Raw genomic sequence first — 19,883 nt, forward strand, 5'->3', positions numbered from 1 at the left:
GGGCGTCGTCACCGGCGGAGGATGCGGCGCGCGAGGCCGTTGCCGACGAACTGCACCACCTGGACGATCACGATGATGACGAGGACGGCGGCCCAGGTGACCACCGGGTTGAACTGCTTGAACCCGTAGACGATCGCGAACTCGCCGAGACCGCCGGCGGCGACCGCTCCCGCGATCGCCGTCATGTCGACGAGCGCCACCACGATGAAGGTGTAGCCGAGCACGAGGGGGCCGAGCGCCTCGCGCGGGACGAGGCGGAACAGCACCCGGCTGCGGCTGGCCCCCGCCGCGCGCGCAGCCTCGATGACTCCGGGGCGCACCGTCAGCAGGTTCTGCTCGACGATGCGGCTGATCGCGAACAGCGACGCGAGCGTGATCGCGAAGACGGCGAAGCTCGGTCCGATGCCCGGAATGCCGAGAGCGCGCGCGAACGGCTGCACGGCCGCGAGGAGGATGACGAACGGGATCGGGCGGAAGAAGTTCACCAGGACGTTCAGCACGCCGAAGACGGCGCGGTTCGGGAACAGGCTGCCGTCGCGCGTGGCGTACAGCGCCAGACCGAGCAGCAGGCCCAGCACGCCGCCGAGGATGAGTGCGAACGAGACCACGAAGAGCGTCTCGAACGTGGCATCCCAGAGGTCTGGGAGCAGATCGATGAGCCTATCCACGGGAGTCCTCCTCAGTCAGGGGCGCGTGTTCTCGCGCCGCGGCGATCGCGCGGTCGACGGCGTCGGCGTCGCCCGTCAGCGAGAGCGACAGGTGGCCGAAGACCCGCCCGCCGATGTCGTTGATGCCGCCGTGGATCAGCTCGAAGCGCACGCCGTGCGCCGCGATCGCAGTGAAGACGTCGGCCTGGGCCACGTCGCCGTCGCGGACGGAGAACGTCACGATCCGCCCCGGATGCCGGTCGCGCAGGTGCTGCAGCTTGTCACCCGACGGCACCTCGTCGATGATGCTCGACACGAAACGGCGGGTGGCGGCGTGCTGGGGGGTGGAGAGGATGTCGAAGACGCTGCCGTCTTCGATCACGCGCCCGTTCTCCATGACCACGATGCGGTCGGCGATGGTGCGGACGACCTCCATCTCGTGCGTGATGACGAGAATGGTGATGCCGAGCTCGGTGTTCACCCGCTGCAGCAGTCCGAGCACCTCGTGGGTCGTCTCGGGGTCGAGGGCGCTCGTCGCCTCGTCGGCCAGGAGGATGCGGGGCTCAGTGGCGAGTGCACGGGCGATGCCGACTCGCTGCTTCTGACCGCCCGAGAGCTGCTCCGGGTAGCTGCGCGCCTTGTCGGCCAGGCCGACGAAGGCGAGCATCTCTTCGACGCGTGCGCGGATGTCGGCCCGCGAGCGGCCGGCGATCTCGAGCGGGTAGGCGACGTTGCCGGCCACGGTGCGCGAGTCGAAGAGGTTGAACTGCTGGAAGATCATGCCGATGTCGCCGCGGAGGGTGCGCAGGTCGCGCTCCCCGAAGCGGGTGATGTCGCGGCCGTCGATCTCGACCGAACCGCTCGTGGGCTTCTCGAGCGCGTTCACGAGCCGGAGGACGGTCGACTTGCCGGCGCCCGAGTAGCCGATGATCCCGGTGATCGAGCCGGCCTCGATGTCGAGCGAGACGTCGTCGACGGCGACGACAGGGGCTGCGCCCCTCGTCGTCGACGGGAAGGACTTGGTGACGCCGCGGAGGCGGATGAAGGTCATGGGTGCGGCTCCTCGAGCACATGCCGATGCGGCTCGCCCACGAGGGACGAGCCGCATCGGAGCGGAACTTACTGGTTGGCGCGGATGTCGTCCTCGACGTCGTGCAGCGAGGTCACGAGGTCGTCGACCGGGGTCTTCACGAGCTGCGCCGTGCCGCCGGATGCCTCGAGCACACCGTCCTGGACGGCCTTCGTGTCCTGGTAGATCTCCACGAGCGTCTGGTACGTCTCGTTGTCGGCCTCGTCCGCGCGTGCGGCGAAGATATTGACGTAGGGGAGGGCGTTCGGGTCGCTCGGGTCGTCGGTCGCGATCGCGTCCTCGGGGGTGAGTCCGGCATCCTCGACGAAGTCGTTGTTGACGATCGCGGCCGCGACGTCGGGCAGCGAGGTCGCGGTGAAGGCCGCGTCGAGCGCTTCGACGGTGACCTTCGAGGTGTCGAGCACATCGGCGACGGTCGAGAAGATCGAGCCGCCGTCCTTGAGCTCGATGAGTCCGGCCGACTGCAGCACGAGCAGGCCGCGGGCCTGGTTCGACTCGTCGTTCGGGACGGCGACGGTCTCGCCGGCAGGGATGTCCTCGACGGAGTCGTACTTCGCCGAGTAGAGGCCGAGCGGGTAGATCGCCGTCGAGCCGACCGGCACGAGGTCTTCGCCCGACTGCACGTTGTACGTCGCGAGGTACACGATGTGCTGGAACTGGTTGAGGTCCAGCTCGTCGGCGGTCAGGGCCGGGTTCGGCTGCGTGTACTCGGTGAAGTCGACGAGCTCGACCTCGATGCCCTCGGCGGCGGCCGCTTCGGTGTAGGCGTCCCAGTACGGGTCGCCCGCGCCGACGACGCCGATGCGCACGGGGCCGTCGGTCTCGCCCGAACCGGCCGAGCCGGCTCCGGGGGTGGCGCACGCGCTCAGGAGGAGGGCGACGGGGAGGGCCAGCGCGGCGGCGGCCAGGATCTTCTTGGACATGGTGCTCCTTGGTGGTTCGAGGGCACCGACGGGGCGCGAACGCGCCGAGCACAGCCGGGGACCGCGCTCGCCTCATCGCGGTGCCTCGACAACGGTACGTTTCCCCGCGCGGGATTCGAAGCCGGCCGTAACACGCCGACACCCGCCTGTGCGGGGGCGGTTCGCGGCATCCCTCTGCACCCTGTAGGATCGATGATCGTGCAACGCGCGAGCGAAGCGCGCCACCTTAGCTCAGACGGCAGAGCGATTCACTCGTAATGAATAGGTCAAGGGTTCGATTCCCTTAGGTGGCTCCAGAACAGAGGACACACGTGGCAAACGCCCTCGATGCGATTCTCGAGATCTTCTCGTGGGTGGGATTCGGCGCCGCATTCGCGTTCGCCATCGCCGCCGTGATCGTCTGGGCGGCCGACGGCAGCTGGCTCGCGGCGGAGGCCTACCTCGACGACGACGGCACGACGGCACGGTGGATCGACGCCGACGGCGAAGTGAACTCCGCTCGACTCTCCGACCACGACGTCGCCGCGTTCGAGGGCAAGGACCGCGCCGACATCTTCTACCGGCACGGCTGGCGCGACCGGATGCGGATGACCGCTCGGCCCGGTGTGCTCCGCCTTCTCTGGGGTCTCGCCGCCGGTGGCTTCGTGCTGGGTGTGGTCACGGTCGTCTGGTCGGTCGTAGCGCTCTTTACGCGCGGATGATCCGTTTGCTGTAAAAGCGTATAACTAGCTATTCTAGCGATATGAGTTCTCGGACCCCGTCGCGGTGGCTGCGCATCGCCCTCCCGCTCGTCCTCGTCGTCATCTGGCTCGCGGGCGGATCGATCGGCGGACCGTACTTCGGCAAGGTCGACGAGGTCTCCACGAACGACCAGTCCTCCTTCCTCCCGCAGAGTGCGGAGTCGACGCAGGTGCAGGAGCGCCTCGACGACTTCACCGGCGGAGAGGCGATCCCCGCCCTTATCGTGTTCGACGCGGGCGTCGAGCTCGGCCCCGATCAGCTCGAGGGCGTGCAGGCGCTGGGGGAGTCGGTGGCGGGGATCGACGGCATCGACGAGGTATCCCCGGCCATCCCATCCGACGACGGCGAGGCGGCGCAGATCGTGGTGTCGATCGACACCTCGGGCGACGTCACCGAGATCGTCGGCGAGATCAGGGACCTCGTCGACGCGCAGACCCCCACCGGCCTCGAGGCGTGGGTCACGGGGCCCGCCGGATTCACGGCCGACCTCGCGTCGGGCTTCACCGGCATCGACGGGCTGCTGCTGCTGGTCGCTCTCGGCGCCGTCTTCCTCATCCTGATCGTCGTCTACCGGTCGCCGCTCCTGCCGCTCCTCGTGCTGCTCACGTCGGTGTTCGCGCTGTGCGTCGCCCTGCTGAGCGTCTGGTGGCTCGCGAAGGCCGAGATCTTCGTCCTCAACGGCCAGGTGCAGGGGATCCTCTTCATCCTGGTCATCGGCGCGGCGACGGACTACGCCCTCCTCTACGTCGCGCGGTTCCGCGAGGCGATCGGCGAAGGCCGGGAGCGCTGGGACGCCGTCGTGACCGCATGGAGGGGCGCTTTCGAGCCGATCCTGGCATCCGGCGGCACGGTGATCGCCGGGCTCCTCTGCCTGCTGCTGAGCGATCTCGCGAGCAACCGCGCGCTCGGGCCGATCGCGTCGATCGGGATCGCGTTCGCGATGCTGTCGGCCCTGACCTTCCTGCCCGCCCTCCTCGCCCTCACCGGCCGTGCGGCGTTCTGGCCGTTCATCCCGAAGGTGGGCGCCCGGGCGATGCCCGACGACCTGACGCAGCCCGTGAAGGGCGTCTGGGCCCGCCTCGCCCGGTTCATCGCGCGGCGGGCGCGCATCGTCTGGATCGCCTCGACGGTGGTCCTTCTCGCGGCATCGCTCGGCATCACCCAGTTCCAGGCCGACGGGGTCTCCTCGAGCGAGCTCGTGCTCGGGGAGTCGCAGGCGCGTGACGGCCAGGCGGTGCTCGGCGAGCACTTCCCCGCCGGATCGGGCAGCCCGCTCTACGTCATCGTCGCCGAGGCGGATGCGGCAGACGCCGCCACCGTGCTGACCGCGGAGGACGGCATCGACTCGCTCGCCGTGCTCAGCGAAGAATCCCCGACCGGGCAGGCCGCGGCATCCGTCGAAGAGGGCGAGCTCGTGCTCACCGCGCAGGGGCCGCCCGGCGCGGCAGCGCCCGGCGCCACCGTCGTCGGCGGCGACGTGATGCTCGTCGGCACGCTCGCCGACGCCGCAGACTCGCTTGCGGCGGAGCAGACCGTGCGCGATCTGCGCACGGCGTTCACCTCGGATGCGAGTGGCGCGATCGTCGGCGGGACGACGGCGATCGACCTCGACACGAACGACACCTCGATCCGCGACCGCACGGTGATCATCCCCGTGATCCTCGTGGTGGTCCTCCTGATCCTGATGCTGCTCCTGCGCTCCGTCGTCGCGCCGGTGCTGCTGATCCTCAGCGTCATCGTCTCGTTCGCCGCCGCGCTCGGTGTCAGCGGCATCGTGTTCACCGACCTGCTCGGGTTCCCCGGAGCCGACCCCGCAGTGCCGCTGTACGGGTTCGTCTTCCTCGTCGCCCTCGGCATCGACTACAACATCTTCCTGATGTCGCGGGTGCGCGAGGAGTCGCTCCAGCACGGCACGCGGCCCGGCATCCTGCGCGGACTGGTCGCGACCGGCGGCGTGATCACGTCGGCGGGGCTCGTGCTCGCCGCGACGTTCGCGGCGCTCGGGGTCATCCAGATCCTCTTCCTGGTGCAGCTGGCCTTCATCGTCGCGTTCGGCGTGCTGCTCGACACCTTCATCGTGCGTTCGCTGCTCGTGCCCGCGCTCGCCTACGACATCGGCCCGAAGATCTGGTGGCCGTCGAAACTGGCCCGTCTCGACCCCCGAAACGATGACGCCGTGAAGATGACCAGAGCGGAGTACCGTCGTACGCTCGACACATGAGCCGAGCCCTGTTCATCGTCGACGTGCAGAACGACTTCACCGAAGGCGGTGCGCTCGGTGTCGACGGCGGCGATGCCGTCGCCGCGGGGATCGCCGCGCACCTGGCGGCACATGCCGGTGACTACGCGCTGATCGTCGCTTCGCGCGACTGGCACGACGCCGAGGGCGACAACGGCGGCCACTTCGCGGCCGAGCCCGACTTCACCGACTCCTGGCCCGTGCACTGCGTCGCCGGCACACCCGGTGCCGACTACGATCCGGGCCTCGACACGACGGCCGTGACCCATCACGTGAAGAAGGGCCAGGGCCGGCCGGCGTACTCGCTCTTCGAGGGCACGACGGATGCCGGTGAGACCGTCGCCGAGCTGCTGTCGGCCCAGGGCATCACCGACGTCGACGTGACGGGAATCGCGACCGACCACTGCGTGCGGGCCTCTGCGCTCGACGCGATCGCGCACGGGCGTCACGTCCGCGTGCTGACCGGCCTGATCGCCGGTGTCGCGCCGGCTCCGAGCGAGGCGGCGCTCGCCGAGCTCGCCCACGCGGGCGCCGAGCTCGTGGGCGCATCCGCCCCGACCGCCGAGCCCGGACGGTGAGCCGGGGCGCTCCCGCGGGCTGGTACGCGGATCCGGGAGTCCCCGGACAGCTGCGATGGTGGGACGGATCGGAGTGGGCGCCTGACACGGTCGCGCCCGCAGAGCCTTCGGATCCTTCGGCGCCGGCAGGAACGCGCGAACCGACCGACCCGGCCGACGAAGCCGGAGCGGCAGATGCCGCGGACGTGATCGAGCGGTCGGCGGCGAACCCGGCCCCGGCTCCGGCTCCGGGGCGGCAGCCCGAGGCGCCGCGACCCTCGAGTGCGGGTGCGAAAACGCGAACGCGCACGAACACCGTCTGGGTGTGGCTCGCGATCGTCTTCTCGGTCTTCCCACTGTGCTCGGCGCTCCTCATCGACGCGATCACGAGCGCGCAGCTCATCGGCTACTTCACGCTGCCGGCGGGCTTCGACCCCGGACCGCGCGGCTGGGTGCTCGGCGGGCTCCTGCTCCTCGCGTTCGTCAACGGCCTCTCGCTCGCGGCATCCGTCCTCTTCGCCTGGCTCGACGCACGCTCGCTCCGCCGGCGCGGCGTCGAGAAGCCCTTCGGGTGGGGCTGGTCGGCGCTCGTGTTCGTCGCCACGCTCGCCGTCTACATCGTGGGCCGCACCGTGGTCGTGCGACGCGCCACCGGGGGCGGCTTCGCACCGCTGTGGGGCTGGCTGATCGGGCTCCTGGTGGGGCTGATCGCGCTCGTGCTCTGGCTCTCGGCGTTCGTCGACTCGCTGGCGACCCTGATGGTCGCGGGGTGAGCGCCGCCGCGCTCTAGAGTCGGTCACACGAGGGCGTTCGTCTCCCGTTCCCCTCGACCCGCTACCCTGTGGCGCTCCCGACCGGCTCTGCGCGCCCCCGCGGACGGCGAGAGAGAGACGAGGCGACTGGTGCTCCCTGCGATCCCCGGATACGACCGTGTGGCGCATGCTCCGGCTGCCCGCACGCTGATCGACGTGCTCCGGGACACCGCCCGGCGGCATCCCGACGCCTCGGCGATCGAAGACCAGGACGGCGCCCTGAGCTACGCCGAGCTGATGGCGCGCGTCGGGCAGGCGGCGACGCGGCTGCACGCCCAGGGTGTGCAGCGCGGCGACCGTGTCGGCATCCGGATGCCGTCGGGCCGCCGCGACCTGTACGTGTCGATCCTGTCGGTCCTCGCCGCGGGAGCCGCCTACGTACCCGTCGACGCCGACGACCCGCAGGAGCGCGCCGATCTCGTCTTCGCCGAGGCCGCGGTGCGCGGAATCGTGGGGGAGGGAGGCCGCTTCGTCCCGGCATCCGGCGACGACCACGCACCCGGCGGCGGCATCCTGCAGGGCGACGCCCACCCGGCGACGGCGCCGATCGCGCTCCCGGGGCAGCCGACACCCGACGACGACGCGTGGGTCATCTTCACGTCGGGGTCGACCGGGGTTCCGAAGGGCGTCGCCGTCTCGCACCGTTCCGCCGCCGCATTCGTCGACGCGGAGGCGCGGATGTTCCTCCAAGAGGCGCCGCTCGGCCCCGGAGACCGCGTGCTCGCAGGTCTGTCGGTCGCCTTCGATGCCTCGTGCGAGGAGATGTGGCTCGCCTGGCGGCACGGTGCCTGCCTCGTGCCCGCGCCGCGGTCGCTCGTGCGCTCGGGAGAAGACCTCGGCCCGTGGCTTCTGGGCCACGGCATCACCGTCGTCTCGACGGTGCCGACCCTCGCGGCGCTCTGGCCGCAGGACACCGTCGAGAACGTGCGCCTGCTGATCTTCGGCGGCGAGGCGTGCCCGCCTGAACTCGTCGCCCGGCTCGTCGGCGAAGGGCGCGAGCTCTGGAACACGTACGGGCCGACCGAGGCGACGGTCGTCGCGTGCGCCGCGCTCATGGACGGCGAGGGCCCGGTGCGGATCGGTCTCCCGCTCGACGGCTGGGCGCTCGCCGTCGTCGACTCCGAGGGGCGGCCGGTACCCGAAGGCGAGGTCGGTGAGCTGATCATCGGCGGCGTCGGGCTCGCGCGGTACCTCGATCCCGCGAAGGACGCCGAGAAGTACGCCCCGATGCCGACGCTCGGGTGGAGCCGCGCCTATCGCTCCGGCGACATGGTGCGCGCGGACGCGGCGGGCCTCGTCTTCCAGGGCCGAGTCGACGACCAGGTCAAGATCGGCGGCCGCCGCATCGAGCTCGGCGAGGTGGAGGCGGCCCTGCAGGACCTCGACCACGTCTCCGGGTCGGCGGTCGTCGTGCAGAAGACGGCGTCCGGGGCGGCTGTGCTCGTGGGCTATCTCGTCCCCCGGGAGGGCTTCGACCGTGCGGCGGCCCGCGCCCAGCTGACGGTCGCGCTGCCCGCGCCGCTCATCCCGCTCCTGGCGGAGGTCGACGACCTCCCGGTGCGGACCTCGGGCAAGGTCGACAAGGCGGCGCTGCCCTGGCCCCTCGACGACCCGGGCGCGGGCGACTCGACGCTGTCGGGCACCGCCGCATGGCTCGCCGAGCAGTGGTTCGCCGTGCTGGGGGTGCGTCCCCACGAGGAGGGGGCCGACTTCTTCCAGCTCGGTGGCGGCTCGCTGGCCGCGGCGCAGCTGGTGTCCCGCATCCGCACCCGGGCGCCGGAGTTCACGATGGCCGACGTGTACGACCGTCCCCGCCTGCAGCGCATGGCGGATGCGGTCGAGGATGCCGCGGGCGAGACGGCCGACCGCGAGTACAGCGCCGCGACGCCCACACCCCGGCGGATGCAGGTGCTGCAGACCGCGCTCGGCGTGCCCCTGTTCATCCTCAGCGGTGCGCGCTGGGTCACGTGGCTGCTGACCGCCTCGTGGCTCCTCCAGTGGGTGCCCGGCTTCGCGTTCCTCCCCGACGCCCCGCTCGGCGTCGTGATCGGCGGGCTGCTGCTCTTCGCGACGCCGTTCGGGCGGATGGCGATCGCCGCGGCATCCGCTCGGCTGCTGCTGTCGGGCGTGCGACCGGGCGACTACCGCCGAGGCGGCGGAGTGCACCTGCGGCTGTGGCTCGCGGAGCAGCTCTCGCACCAGATCGACCCGGTCGGCCTCGCGGGCGCGCCGTGGGTGCTCTGGTACGCGCGCGCCCTCGGCGCACGGATCGGGCGTGACGTCGACATGCACTCGCTGCCTCCGGTGACGGGCATGCTCTACGTCGGCGAAGGAGCGGCGATCGAGCCCGAGGTCGACCTGGCGGGCTACTGGATCGACGGCGACACCGTGCGGATCGGGGCGATCCGCATCGGCGCGGGCGCGACGATCGGCTCCCGGAGCACCCTCGCTCCGGGGACGAAGATCGGGCGTGGGGCGGAGATCGCGCCCGGGTCCGCCGTGTTCGGCCGGGTGCGGTCGAACCAGCGCTGGGCGGGCTCGCCCGCCGCTCGCGTCGGGGGCCGGTCGATGCCGTTCGCTCCGGGTCGTCCGCCCGCGGGCCGGCGATGGCTGTGGGCCTACGGAGCGTCGTCGACCGTGCTCGGCGCCCTGCCCTTCGTCGCCTTCGGAGCCGGCGCGCTCGTCGTGGCGGGCGGCGCCCGCGGCGCCGACGACCTCGCTGCGGCGGTTCCGGCGCTGGCGGCCTGGCTCGTCCCCGGCGTGGTCACGGCAGGCCTCGTCTTCGGCGGATGCGTCGTGGCGGCCGTCCGGCTCCTGTCGATCGGGCTGGTGGCCGGAGTCCATCCGGTCCGCGGCAGGGTGGCGTGGCAGGCCTGGACCACCGAGCGCGTGCTCGATTCGGCCCGGACGTTGCTCTTCCCGCTGTACGCGAGCCTCGTCACGCCGGTGTGGCTGCGCCTCCTCGGCGCCCAGGTGGGGCGCGACGTCGAGGCGTCGACCGTGCTCCTCATCCCCTCGATGACCACGATCGACGACGGCGCCTTTCTCGCCGACGACACCATGGTGGCCACGTACGAGCTCAGCGGCGGATGGATGCGGCTCGGCCCCGCGCGCATCGGCAAGCGCGCCTTCCTCGGTAACTCCGGACTCGCCGCCGCGGGTCACCGCGTGCCGAAAGACGGCCTGGTGGCGGTGCTCTCGGTCGCGCCCGAGCGCTCGAAGCCGGGATCGTCGTGGCTCGGTTCGCCGGCGGTCCGGCTCCGCCGCGTGGTCAACGAAGCCGATCTCGAGCGCACCTATCGTCCGCATCCCCGTCTGCGCGTCGCGCGGGCCCTGTGGGAGCTGCTGCGAATCGTGCCCGTCATCGCGACGTGCGCGCTGGGGCTCGCCGTCCTCCTCGTCCTGTCAGCGATCGTGGATGCCGCCGGGATCGCCGCCGCGGTCGCGGCATCCGGGGCCGTCCTCCTCGCCGCCGGTGCCGTGGCGGCCGGGGTGACGTCGGCCGCGAAGTGGGTCTTCGTCGGGCCGATCCGGCCGGGCGAGCACACCCTGTGGTCGAGCTTCGTCTGGCGCACCGAGGTCGCCGACACCTTCACCGAGATGCTCGCGGCGCCCTGGTTCGCCAACGCGGCGGCGGGGACTCCCGCGCTCGCCGTCTGGCTCCGGACCCTGGGCGCGAAGATCGGCCGAGGGGTGTGGACCGACAGCTACTGGTTCCCCGAACCCGACCTCGTGACCCTCGGCGACGGTGCGACGGTGAACCGCGGATGTGTCGTTCAGACACATCTGTTCCATGATCGGGTGATGAGTATCGACACGGTGACCCTCGAGTCGGGCGCGACGCTCGGCCCCCACTCGGTGGTGCTGCCGGCGGCGACGATCGCCGCAGACGCCACCGTGGGCCCGGCATCCCTGGTCATGCGGGGCGAGACCGTGCCCGCGGGCAGCCGGTGGAGCGGCAACCCGATCGGCCCCTGGCGCGTCGTCAAGGTGCGCGCCTATCAGGACGCCGACGGATGACGGTCGATCGGTACATCCCCCACAGCGGCGACGCCGGCTACCGCGCCCTCCACTACGACCTCGCCCTCGACTACCGGCTCGCGACGAACCGTCTGAGCGCGGTCGCGGTCATCGACATCCGTGCGGAGGAGGAGCTGCGGAGCGTGCGTTTCGACCTCGTCGGCCTGCGCGTGGGCAAGGTCCGTGTCGCGCACGATGACCGCGCGACCTTCCGTCAGACCGACCGCAAGGTCAAGGTGACCCTGTCGGCTCCGCTGGCCGCGGGGGAGACGGCGCGCATCACCGTCACCTATGCCGGTGCCCCGCAGCCGCGGCGCACCCGGTGGGGCCTGCTCGGCTGGGAGGAGCTCGAGGACGGCCTGATCATCGCCTCGCAGCCCACCGGTGCGCCGAGCTGGTTCCCCTGCAACGACCTTCCGGGCGACAAGGCCACCTACCGCGTCCGGGTCGCCACCGACCCCGGATATGCGGTGATCGGCTCCACGCCCGCGACCACGGCGAAGTCGGGGCGCCAGGTCGAGTGGGACTTCTCGATCGAGGCGCCGACTCCGACCTACCTCATGACCCTCCAGATCGGCCGGTACGTCGACGAGCCGATGATGCTGCGGGATGTGCCCGGGCACCTGCACTATCCGGCGGCGATGACCGGCCGGGTGCGATCCGACTTCGCCCGGCTGCCCGAGATGATGGCGACGTTCGTCGACGCCTTCGGCCGCTATCCGTTCTCGGCGTACACGGTCGTGGTGACGCCGGACGACCTCGAGATCCCCCTCGAGGCCCAGGCGATGGCGATCTTCGGGGCCAACCACATCGACGGCGAGGGCTCGCTCGAGCGGCTCGTCGCCCATGAGCTCGCCCACCAGTGGTTCGGCAACAGCGTGGGTCTCACCGGCTGGCAGCACATCTGGCTCAATGAGGGCTTCGCCTGCTACGCCGAATGGATCTGGTCGGAGGCCTCGGGCGGTCCGACCGCCCACGCCAAGGCGCTCGGGCATCACGCCCGTCTCCGCGGCCTGCCGCAGGACCTCGTGCTCTCCGACCCCGGCCCCGAGCTCATGTTCGACGACCGCGTCTACAAGCGGGGCGCGCTCACGCTGCATGCCCTCCGGTTGACCGTCGGCGACGCCGCGTTCTTCGAGATCGTGCGCGAGTGGGTGTCGACCTTCGCCTACCGCGCCGCGACGACCGACGATCTCATCGCGACCGCCGCCCGTCACACGGCGCTTCCGCTGGGCGGCCTGTTCGCCGCCTGGCTGCACCGCACGGCGTTGCCCGAGCTCCCCGCCGGTCCGGGCGGAGAGCCGGCGCCCGTCACCGGCCCCGTGCTGCTCAGCCCGGCGCTGGGGGGATGACGGCGAGGCTCGCCCGGTAACCGAGGGGCGCGGGGGCGTCGAACAGTTCGATGAGGCCGTCCCGGCCGGGAACCTCGGCGAAGGAGCGGCCTGCGCGCTGGGCGATGACCACGCGCTCGGGGGACACGCGGATGCCCCGCCCGTCGGCCTTCAGCGCCGCTTCGAGCTGCGTCCAGCGCCGCACGTCGGGGGCGGGGTGCGGCGCGAAGAGCGCGGCGAGCTCGTCGAGCGCCCCGCCGCGGTCGGTCTCGACGTCGATGCCGATCGCGCTCGCGGCCTCGGCAGGAGCGGCGGCGACCATCACGAGCCCTGCCGCATAGGCGACGCTGACGACCGTGCGACCGGATGCCACGACGGGACGCCCGTGATCGTCCCCGCCGCACGTGTCGCAGTGCGAGGTCACGACGGCGCCGGGCTCGCCCGCGGCGGCGATCGCCTCGGTGAGGAGCCGCCTCCCCGCGGCGGAGGCCTCGCCGTGGATCGAGGCGGCGGTCGGCGCCTGGTGTGCGGCGACACGGCCGACGATGATCCGGCCGACCGATTCGAACGCTGCGGTCACGGCCCCACGTTAGCGGCGACCGCGCACGGGGCGGGTAGTGTGAACCGCTGCGCGAGGCGCGCACGCCGGCGCGACCTCGCCCGTTCCCTGGAGCCCCATGACCGCTGTCACCCCCACCCGCGACGATTCCGAGCGCTACCGCATCGAGCCGACGGTTCTGCAGGCGCTGCGGAGCCCGCGTCTTCTCACACGGGAGACCCTCGCCGGGCTCGTGGTCGCGATCGCCCTCATCCCCGAGGCGATCGCGTTCTCGATCATCGCCGGGGTCGATCCGCGGCTGGGGCTGTTCTCGTCGTTCATCATGGCGGTCGCCATCTCGTTCCTCGGCGGACGCCCCGCGATGATCACCGCGGCGACGGGCGCCGTGGCTCTCGTCATCGCTCCTGTCGCGCGAGAGCACGGGGTCGACTACTTCATCGCGACGGTCATGCTGGGCGGGCTCATCCAGGTGCTCCTCGCGGCACTGGGGGTCGCGAAGCTGATGCGCTTCATCCCACGGAGCGTCATGGTCGGCTTCGTCAACGCGCTCGCGATCCTCATCTTCCTCGCGCAGATCCCACAGCTGATCGACGTGCCGTGGGCTGTCTACCCCCTCACGGCGGCGGGCCTGCTGATCCTCTTCCTCCTGCCGCGCCTCACCAAGGTCGTGCCGGCTCCGCTCGTGACGATCGTCGTCGTCACCGCGGCAGCGATCGTCTTCGGGCTCACCGTGCCGACGGTGGGCGACCAGGGCGAACTGCCCGAGAGCCTGCCGACGCTGTTCCTGCCGAACGTGCCGCTCACGGGCGAGACGCTGGCGATCATCTTCCCTTACGCCGCGGCGATGGCCGTCGTCGGGCTGCTCGAGTCGCTCATGACCGCGAAGCTCGTCGATGAGATCACCGACACCCATTCGCGCAAGACCCGCGAGGCGTGGGGTCAGGGCGCCGCGAACATCCTGTCGGGCCTGTTCGGCGGCATGGGTGGCTGCGCGATGATCGGGCAGACGATGATCAACGTGAAGGCGTCGGGGGCGCGCACGCGCATCTCGACCTTCCTCGCGGGCGTCTTCCTGCTCGTGCTCGTCCTCGTGTTCGGCGATGTCGTGGCCATCATCCCGATGGGCGCCCTCGTGGCGGTCATGATCGTCGTCTGCATCGCGACGTTCGACTGGCACAGCATCCGCCTTTCCACGCTCCGCAGGATGCCGCGGAGCGAGACGGCCGTCATGGTGCTGACCGTGGTCGTCACCGTGTGGACGCACAACCTCGCGATCGGTGTCGGTGCGGGCGTGATCGCGGCGATGGTCCTGTTCGCGCGTCGCGTCGCGCACTTCACGACCGTCACCCGGGTCGTCGAGGGCGAGGTCGCGCACTACGCCGTCGACGGCGAACTCTTCTTCGCCTCGAGCAACGACCTGACGACGCAGTTCGAGTACACCCGGGACCCTGCCCGCGTCGTCATCGACCTGTCGCGTTCGCACGTGTGGGACGCCTCGACGGTGGCGGCGCTCGATGCGATCCAGGCGAAGTATGCCCAGCGCGGCACACAGGTCGAGTTCCGGGGCATGAATTCGGCGACGACGGACTTCCACGGCCGTCTGTCGGGCGGTCTCGGCGGCGAGTAGCCGGACCTCATCACACGCGGCGGGGGCTGTCAACCGGGATGGCCCCGCGTGCGGAGAGCGCGAGACTCGAAGTCTCCGGCGATCACCGCCGGGGACGCTTCTCGAGGAGACCTCCCGCCGCATGCCGCACTCCACTGCTGACGCGATGCCCGGCGCCGACCTGCGCGACTACGCCCCGATCGGCGACGGGCGGACGGTGGCCCTCATCGGCATGCGAGGACAGATCGACTGGATGCCGCTTCCCGGCGTCGACGACCTCCCGATCTTCGGCCGGCTGCTCGACGACGACGCGGGTGGATGCATCGAACTCGAGCCGGTCGGCGAGTATCGCGTGCGCCGGCGCTACAGCTCGCGCACGAACGTGCTCGTCACGACCTTCCTGACCGAGAAGGGGACGGCGACGGTCACCGACGCCCTCGTGACCGGAGTCGCCGGACGCCTTCCCTGGGCCGAGCTCGCGCGCCGCGTGGACGGCGTCGAGGGCGAGGTGGAGTTCCGCTGGCGTGTGCAGCCGGGAACGTCGCTCAAGACGGCCGCCCCGTGGCACGACCCGGAGCACGACGGCCGCATCATGCGCTCGGGCCTGACGACGATCGGGGTCACCGGAAAGAACCACGGCCCCGACGGCGCGCCGTCGGAGGCGGGTCTGACCTCCTCGGTGCGCGGTCACTTCCGCACCTCGGAGGGCAGCCGCCACCTGGTGATCGTCGTCGGCACGCACGACGAACCCGTGCACCTTCCCGATCCCGACAACGTCGATCGCGGCATCGACCGCACGATCGAGGCGTGGCGGTCCTGGTCGAAGGAGTTCTCCTACGACGGGCCGTGGGCGGCCGCGGTGCAGCGGAGCGCGCTCATGCTCAAGCTCCTGATCCACAGCCCCACCGGCGCGATCGCCGCCGCCGCGACGACGTCTCTTCCGGAGAACCTCGACGGGGGCAAGAACTGGGACTACCGGCTGGCGTGGGTCCGTGACCTCGCGTACACGGTCGATGCCCTCATCGGGTTCGGGCTCCGCGAGGAGACGCACGCGGCGATCTCGTGGCTGCTCCGGACGATCCGGGCCAACGGCCCCGAGCTCCACGTGATGTACACCCTCGACGGCGACCTCGATGGTGGAGCGCGCACGTACGACGTGCCGGGCTGGCGCGGGATCGGTCCGGTCGTCACCGGAAACCCGGCGCGCGAGCAGCTCCAGCTCGGCGTGTACGGCGATCTGTTCGCGATCTGTCGGGCCTACGTCGACGCGGGCAACATCCTCGACGTCGAGACGGGGCGGATGCTGTCGATGTTCGCCGACATGACCTGCGACATCTGGCGCAATCCCGATTCGGGAATGTGGGAGCTCCCCGAGGAGAAGCACTACGTCTCGTCGAAGATGGGATGCTGGCAGGCGCTGCGCGACGCGGTGCACCTGGCAGAGCTCGGGCAGATCCCCGGGCGCAGTTCGCGGTGGAGCGAAGAGGCCGAGCGCATCAGGGCGTGGGTCGACGAGTTCGGCTGGTCCGAGTCGCGCGGCGCCTACGTGATGGCGCAGGGGAGTCGCGATCTCGACGCCTCCGTCCTCCTCCACGCGTTCAGCGGCTTCGATCGCGGTGACCGGATGTCGCGCACGATCGACGCCCTGTCGGCCGAACTCGGCGAGGGGCCGCACCTCTACCGCTACACCGGCATGCGCGAGGAGGAGGCGACGTTCGTCGCCTGCAGCTTCTGGCGGGCCGCTGCGCTCGTCTGCGTCGGCCGGCACGACGAGGGCGTCGCCGCGATGACCGAGCTCGTGGCGTCGGGAAACGACGTCGGCATGTTCGCCGAGATGATCGACCCCGCCGACGGATCCTTCCGCGGCAATCTCCCGCAGGCGCTGAGCCACCTCGCGCTCATCCAGTCGGCCCTGCTCATCCGGGAACTCGTCGGCGACGACGCCGACACCCGCTGACCCCCACCCACCGACCACCATCCAGAGGAGGAATCATGACGCGTGATCAGTACACGTTCACGAACCCCGTCGAGCTCTACGCCGACATCCAGCCGAAGAAGGGTTACCAGCCCGAACCCGGCCTCGACGCCGACATGTCGCCGAAGGCCGACCTCGGAGAAGACACCTACCGCGGCACCGGGCGCCTCACGGGGCGCAAGGCGTTGATCACCGGCGGCGACTCGGGCATCGGGGCCGCGACGGCGATCGCGTTCGCGCGCGAGGGCGCCGACGTGGCACTGTCGTACCTGCCCGAGGAGCAGGAGGATGCCGACCGCATCGCGGGCATCGTCCGTGAGGCCGGTGTCACCGTCCTCACGTTCCCAGGCGACCTGCGCGACAAGGGCTACTGCACGGAGCTGGTCGCGAAGACCGTCGAGGGCCTCGGCGGCCTCGACATCCTGGTGAACAACGGCGGCAAGCAGGTCTTCAACGAGGACATCACGACGCTCGACGACCAGCAGTTCGACGACACCTTCGCGACGAACGTCGACGCGATGTTCTGGATCACGAAGGCCGCCGTACCGCACCTCCCGGCAGGCTCGACGATCATCAACACGACGTCGATCCAGGCGTATTCGCCGTCGGACATCCTGGTCGACTACGCCTCGACGAAGGCGACCATCAACGCCTTCACGAAGGCGCTCGCCCAGCAGCTCGCGCCCAAGGGCATCCGCGTGAACGCCGTGGCGCCGGGCCCGATCTGGACGCCGCTGCAGGTGTCGGACGGCCAGCCCCAGGAGGCCATCGAGGAGTTCGGCGAGCAGACGCCGCTCGGACGGGCCGGACAGCCCGCCGAGCTGGCGCCGGCCTACGTCTTCCTCGCGTCTGCCGAGTCGAGCTACGTGCTCGGTGAGACGCTCAACGTGAACGGCGGTATGCCGACTCCCTGACCGGGACAGGCGAAGGTCACCGGGCGGCGAGTTCGCGCTCGGTGACTTTCGTGTGCCGGTCCGCCGCTGATCGACGCCGCCGGTTATCCCCGGCGCGAAGGCCTCCGCTCAGGGCTCGGGCCTCGCTAGCCTGAACTCGACATCGAGTTGAGGGGGCGTCCCCATGTGGACCCAGGTCATCGATCCCACCGGCCAGCTGTGGCTTTCCGCGCTGTTGGCGGTGATGCCCATCGCCGTCTTCCTGATCTGCCTGCTCGTGTTCAAGTTGACCGGCCTGGTCGCCGCCTCGATAGCGGTGGTCCTGGAAGTCGTCGTCGCGGTCTGGCCGTTCGGGATGCCGCTCGGCTCCGCCGCTGGAGCCGGACTCCTCGGCATCCTCACCGCGCTCTGGCCCATCGCCTACATCATCCTGATGGCGGTGTGGCTCTACCGGCTGGCGGTCGCGAGCGGCCGGTTCGACGTCATCCGCTCGAGCATCTCGGGGATCTCTCCCGACCAGCGGGTGCAGGTGCTGCTGATCTCGTTCGCGTTCGGCGCGTTCCTCGAGGGGGCTGCAGGCTTCGGCGTGCCGATCGCCATCTGTGCAGCGCTGCTCGTGCAGCTGGGCTTCGGGCCGATCAAGGCGGCGATGCTGTCGCTCGTCGCCAACGTCGCAGCCGGTGCCTACGGCGCGATCGGCATTCCCGTGATCGTCGGTGCGCAGATCGGCGGCGTCTCGCTGGCCGACCTGTCGGTCGACATGGTGCTCGTGCTGCAGCTGCTGACGTTCAGCGTGCCGTTCATTCTGGTGATGATCCTCGACGGCGTCCGCGGACTCCGTGAGACGTGGCCGGTGACGCTCGGCGTCGCCGTCGTCTACAGCGCGGCGCAGGCCGGCATCCTGCTGTTCCTGGGGCCTGAGCTCGCCGACATCGTGCCGGGACTCGTGGGCATGGTCGCGATCTTCGTGATCTCGCGGTTCTGGCGTCCCCGCCACATCTACCGTGAGGGCGGCAGTGAGGCGCCCGTCGTCGAACGCCAGTCGTTCCGCGAGATCGTGGTCGCGTGGAGCCCGTTCTACATCCTGACGGCCGTGATCTTCGTCTGGAGCATCCCGGCGTTCAAGGCGCTGTTCGCGGTGGGCGGTCCGCTCGCCTGGCTGACGGTCGCCGTTCCGATCCCGGGGATCACGGGCGTCGTGGTGCCCGCGGGGGCGGATGCCGCCGTCGCGACGACGTGGATGTTCACCCCGGTGAACGCGACCGGCACGGCGATCCTCATCGCGGTGCTCATCTCGTTCTGGACCATGCCCCACGTGAAGGCCCGGGTGCTCGTCGGAGAACTCGCGGCGACGTTCCGGATGCTGTGGAAGCCGATCGTCCTGATCGCGTTGATCCTCGTGATCGCGAACATCGCGAACTTCTCGGGCGGCTCGGCGAGCATCGGCAACGCGCTGGCGGCGGTCGGGGTCGTCTTCCCGCTGCTCGCCCCGATCATCGGCTGGTTCGGCGTCTTCGTGACGGGGTCGGTCGTCAACAACAACACTCTGTTCGCCCAGCTGCAGACCGTCACGGCGCAGGGGATCGGCGTCGACCCGACGCTGCTGGTCGCCGCGAACACCGCGGGTGGCACCGTCGCCAAGGTCGTGTCGCCGCAGTCGATCGCGATCGCGGCGGGTGCGGTGGGTCTCACGGGCCGCGAGAGCGAGATCCTGCGGGCGTCGATCAAGTACAGCCTCGGGATGCTGGCCTTCGTCTGCGTGTGGGTGTTCGCCCTGTCGCTGGTCGCCTGATCAGTTCGGCGGCGTCGCGTCTTCGGCGGGGGCCGAGGGTGCGGCGCCGCTGCTCCGCGCGGGGATCTCGAGCAGGTGCAGGAAGTCCTCGAACAGGCCCTCCATGTCGACGCCGTCGGGGTCGAGCAGCCACTGCAGCTGCAGGCCGTCCATCATCGCGGTGACGAGCTGCCCCACCCGCCGCGGGTCGAGGTCGGAGCGCAGCTCGCCGTCCTGCTGGAGCCGGGAGAACGACGCGTCGTCCTGGTGGCGCAGGTGGCGATACCGCTCGCGGAACGAGTCGTGGGCGGGATGCTGCGGGTCGGTGGCCTCGGCGGAGAGCACGACATGCAACGCGACGAGGCCGGGGGAGCGGGTGTTGCGCGCGACCTGGTCGCGCATCGTGTCGACGAAGGTCGCCCCGGCAGCCTCGGCCGCCTCGCGCCGCACCCGGTCGATGTCGTCGCGCTCGGCGATCGTGGCGGCGAGCAGGCCCACTTTCGACCCGAAGTGGTGGAGCAGACCGGCATCCGAGATCCCGACGCGACGCGCGATCTCACGCACCGAGGTGCCGCGGTAGCCCTGTTCGCCGAACACCTCGACGGCGGTGGCGAGGATCGTGCTCCGCCGCTTGTCACCGCGGACCTTGCGCTGGTCGGGGCGGACGCCGGAGGTCTCGTCACCGGACTCGGCGGGGCGGGTGGCTGCGTTGCTCATGC

15 protein-coding genes and 1 tRNA gene are annotated in these 19,883 nt (G+C 70.9%); 11 read left to right on the forward strand and 5 right to left on the reverse strand.

From position 1 onward, the window contains the following. Positions 1 to 8 precede the first annotated feature (8 nt). The 3 genes from ACJJV7_RS03120 to ACJJV7_RS03130 form a co-directional block, all read right to left on the reverse strand. Complete coding sequence (locus tag ACJJV7_RS03120; protein ID WP_405372401.1) at positions 9 to 668, reverse strand: ABC transporter permease subunit; 660 nt, start codon at positions 666 to 668, stop codon at positions 9 to 11. After that, positions 661 to 1,698, reverse strand: a complete 1,038-nt coding sequence (locus ACJJV7_RS03125; RefSeq protein ID WP_405372403.1) for a methionine ABC transporter ATP-binding protein — start codon at positions 1,696 to 1,698, stop codon at positions 661 to 663. Before ACJJV7_RS03125 ends, ACJJV7_RS03120 begins: the two co-directional genes overlap by 8 nt. A 68-nt stretch (positions 1,699 to 1,766) precedes the next feature. Beyond that, entirely contained in the window at positions 1,767 to 2,660 is an 894-nt protein-coding gene (locus ACJJV7_RS03130; RefSeq protein WP_405372405.1) for a MetQ/NlpA family ABC transporter substrate-binding protein, read from the reverse strand. Between the two features lie 220 nt (positions 2,661 to 2,880). Here ACJJV7_RS03130 and ACJJV7_RS03135 point away from each other — a divergent pair. From ACJJV7_RS03135 to ACJJV7_RS03165, 7 genes are all read left to right on the forward strand, one after another. After that, positions 2,881 to 2,956 (forward strand) — tRNA-Thr (locus tag ACJJV7_RS03135). Between the two features lie 15 nt (positions 2,957 to 2,971). Continuing rightward, complete coding sequence (locus tag ACJJV7_RS03140) at positions 2,972 to 3,361, forward strand: hypothetical protein (RefSeq protein WP_405372407.1); 390 nt, start codon at positions 2,972 to 2,974, stop codon at positions 3,359 to 3,361. A 41-nt stretch (positions 3,362 to 3,402) separates the two neighbouring features. Next, a complete protein-coding gene (locus ACJJV7_RS03145) occupies positions 3,403 to 5,622 on the forward strand; it encodes an MMPL family transporter (RefSeq protein WP_405372409.1) in 2,220 nt (739 codons plus the stop codon). Beyond that, positions 5,619 to 6,218, forward strand: a complete 600-nt coding sequence (locus ACJJV7_RS03150; RefSeq protein ID WP_405372411.1) for an isochorismatase family protein — start codon at positions 5,619 to 5,621, stop codon at positions 6,216 to 6,218. The genes ACJJV7_RS03145 and ACJJV7_RS03150 overlap by 4 nt, the downstream gene beginning before the upstream one ends. After that, on the forward strand, positions 6,215 to 6,970 hold the full coding sequence (locus ACJJV7_RS03155; protein WP_405372413.1) for a DUF2510 domain-containing protein: 756 nt from the start codon (positions 6,215 to 6,217) through the stop codon (positions 6,968 to 6,970). The genes ACJJV7_RS03150 and ACJJV7_RS03155 overlap by 4 nt, the downstream gene beginning before the upstream one ends. A gap of 129 nt (positions 6,971 to 7,099) precedes the next feature. Then, positions 7,100 to 11,029: a Pls/PosA family non-ribosomal peptide synthetase gene (locus tag ACJJV7_RS03160; protein WP_405372415.1), complete on the forward strand. Its 3,930-nt coding sequence runs from the start codon at positions 7,100 to 7,102 to the stop codon at positions 11,027 to 11,029. Continuing rightward, the gene (locus ACJJV7_RS03165) at positions 11,026 to 12,381 is read left to right on the forward strand and encodes a M1 family metallopeptidase (protein ID WP_405372417.1); all 1,356 of its coding nucleotides are present in this window, start codon (positions 11,026 to 11,028) and stop codon (positions 12,379 to 12,381) included. The genes ACJJV7_RS03160 and ACJJV7_RS03165 overlap by 4 nt, the downstream gene beginning before the upstream one ends. Here the strand turns inward: ACJJV7_RS03165 and ACJJV7_RS03170 are convergent. Then, the gene (locus ACJJV7_RS03170; RefSeq protein WP_405372419.1) at positions 12,359 to 12,940 is read right to left on the reverse strand and encodes a hypothetical protein; all 582 of its coding nucleotides are present in this window, start codon (positions 12,938 to 12,940) and stop codon (positions 12,359 to 12,361) included. The genes ACJJV7_RS03165 and ACJJV7_RS03170 overlap by 23 nt on opposite strands. 97 nt (positions 12,941 to 13,037) lie before the next feature. Between ACJJV7_RS03170 and ACJJV7_RS03175 the strand changes: the two genes are divergently transcribed. From ACJJV7_RS03175 to ACJJV7_RS03190, 4 genes are all read left to right on the forward strand, one after another. Then, positions 13,038 to 14,546 carry a SulP family inorganic anion transporter gene (locus tag ACJJV7_RS03175; RefSeq protein ID WP_405372421.1) on the forward strand — a complete coding sequence of 503 codons (1,509 nt, stop codon included), beginning with the start codon at positions 13,038 to 13,040 and terminating at the stop codon, positions 14,544 to 14,546. A gap of 121 nt (positions 14,547 to 14,667) precedes the next feature. Continuing rightward, complete coding sequence (locus ACJJV7_RS03180; protein WP_405372422.1) at positions 14,668 to 16,482, forward strand: glycoside hydrolase family 15 protein; 1,815 nt, start codon at positions 14,668 to 14,670, stop codon at positions 16,480 to 16,482. 35 nt (positions 16,483 to 16,517) lie between these two features. Beyond that, positions 16,518 to 17,414, forward strand: coding sequence for an SDR family oxidoreductase (locus tag ACJJV7_RS03185; protein ID WP_405372424.1), 897 nt, complete (start codon positions 16,518 to 16,520; stop codon positions 17,412 to 17,414). A 163-nt stretch (positions 17,415 to 17,577) separates the two neighbouring features. After that, on the forward strand, positions 17,578 to 19,185 hold the full coding sequence (locus tag ACJJV7_RS03190; protein ID WP_405372426.1) for an L-lactate permease: 1,608 nt from the start codon (positions 17,578 to 17,580) through the stop codon (positions 19,183 to 19,185). On the opposite strand, the gene ACJJV7_RS03195 is transcribed toward ACJJV7_RS03190, so the two are convergent. Continuing rightward, a complete protein-coding gene (locus ACJJV7_RS03195) occupies positions 19,186 to 19,881 on the reverse strand; it encodes a TetR/AcrR family transcriptional regulator (RefSeq protein ID WP_405372428.1) in 696 nt (231 codons plus the stop codon). Between the last annotated feature and the right edge of the window lie 2 nt (positions 19,882 to 19,883).

This window comes from Microbacterium sp. Ld4 (genome assembly GCF_045066555.1).
In the GTDB taxonomy this organism is placed as follows: Bacteria; Actinomycetota; Actinomycetes; order Actinomycetales; family Microbacteriaceae; genus Microbacterium.

Excerpts from the sequence above, each read along its gene's own strand:
- ACJJV7_RS03125 (WP_405372403.1), bottom strand. The coding sequence starts at position 1,698 with ATGACCTTCATCCGCCTCCGCGGCGTCACCAAGTCCTTCCCGTCGACG.
- ACJJV7_RS03130 (WP_405372405.1), bottom strand. The coding sequence starts at position 2,660 with ATGTCCAAGAAGATCCTGGCCGCCGCCGCGCTGGCCCTCCCCGTCGCC.
- ACJJV7_RS03145 (WP_405372409.1), top strand. The coding sequence starts at position 3,403 with ATGAGTTCTCGGACCCCGTCGCGGTGGCTGCGCATCGCCCTCCCGCTC.
- ACJJV7_RS03150 (WP_405372411.1), top strand. The coding sequence starts at position 5,619 with ATGAGCCGAGCCCTGTTCATCGTCGACGTGCAGAACGACTTCACCGAA.
- ACJJV7_RS03165 (WP_405372417.1), top strand. The coding sequence starts at position 11,026 with ATGACGGTCGATCGGTACATCCCCCACAGCGGCGACGCCGGCTACCGC.
- ACJJV7_RS03175 (WP_405372421.1), top strand. The coding sequence starts at position 13,038 with ATGACCGCTGTCACCCCCACCCGCGACGATTCCGAGCGCTACCGCATC.
- ACJJV7_RS03180 (WP_405372422.1), top strand. The coding sequence starts at position 14,668 with ATGCCGCACTCCACTGCTGACGCGATGCCCGGCGCCGACCTGCGCGAC.
- ACJJV7_RS03185 (WP_405372424.1), top strand. The coding sequence starts at position 16,518 with ATGACGCGTGATCAGTACACGTTCACGAACCCCGTCGAGCTCTACGCC.
- ACJJV7_RS03190 (WP_405372426.1), top strand. The coding sequence starts at position 17,578 with ATGTGGACCCAGGTCATCGATCCCACCGGCCAGCTGTGGCTTTCCGCG.
- ACJJV7_RS03195 (WP_405372428.1), bottom strand. The coding sequence starts at position 19,881 with ATGAGCAACGCAGCCACCCGCCCCGCCGAGTCCGGTGACGAGACCTCC.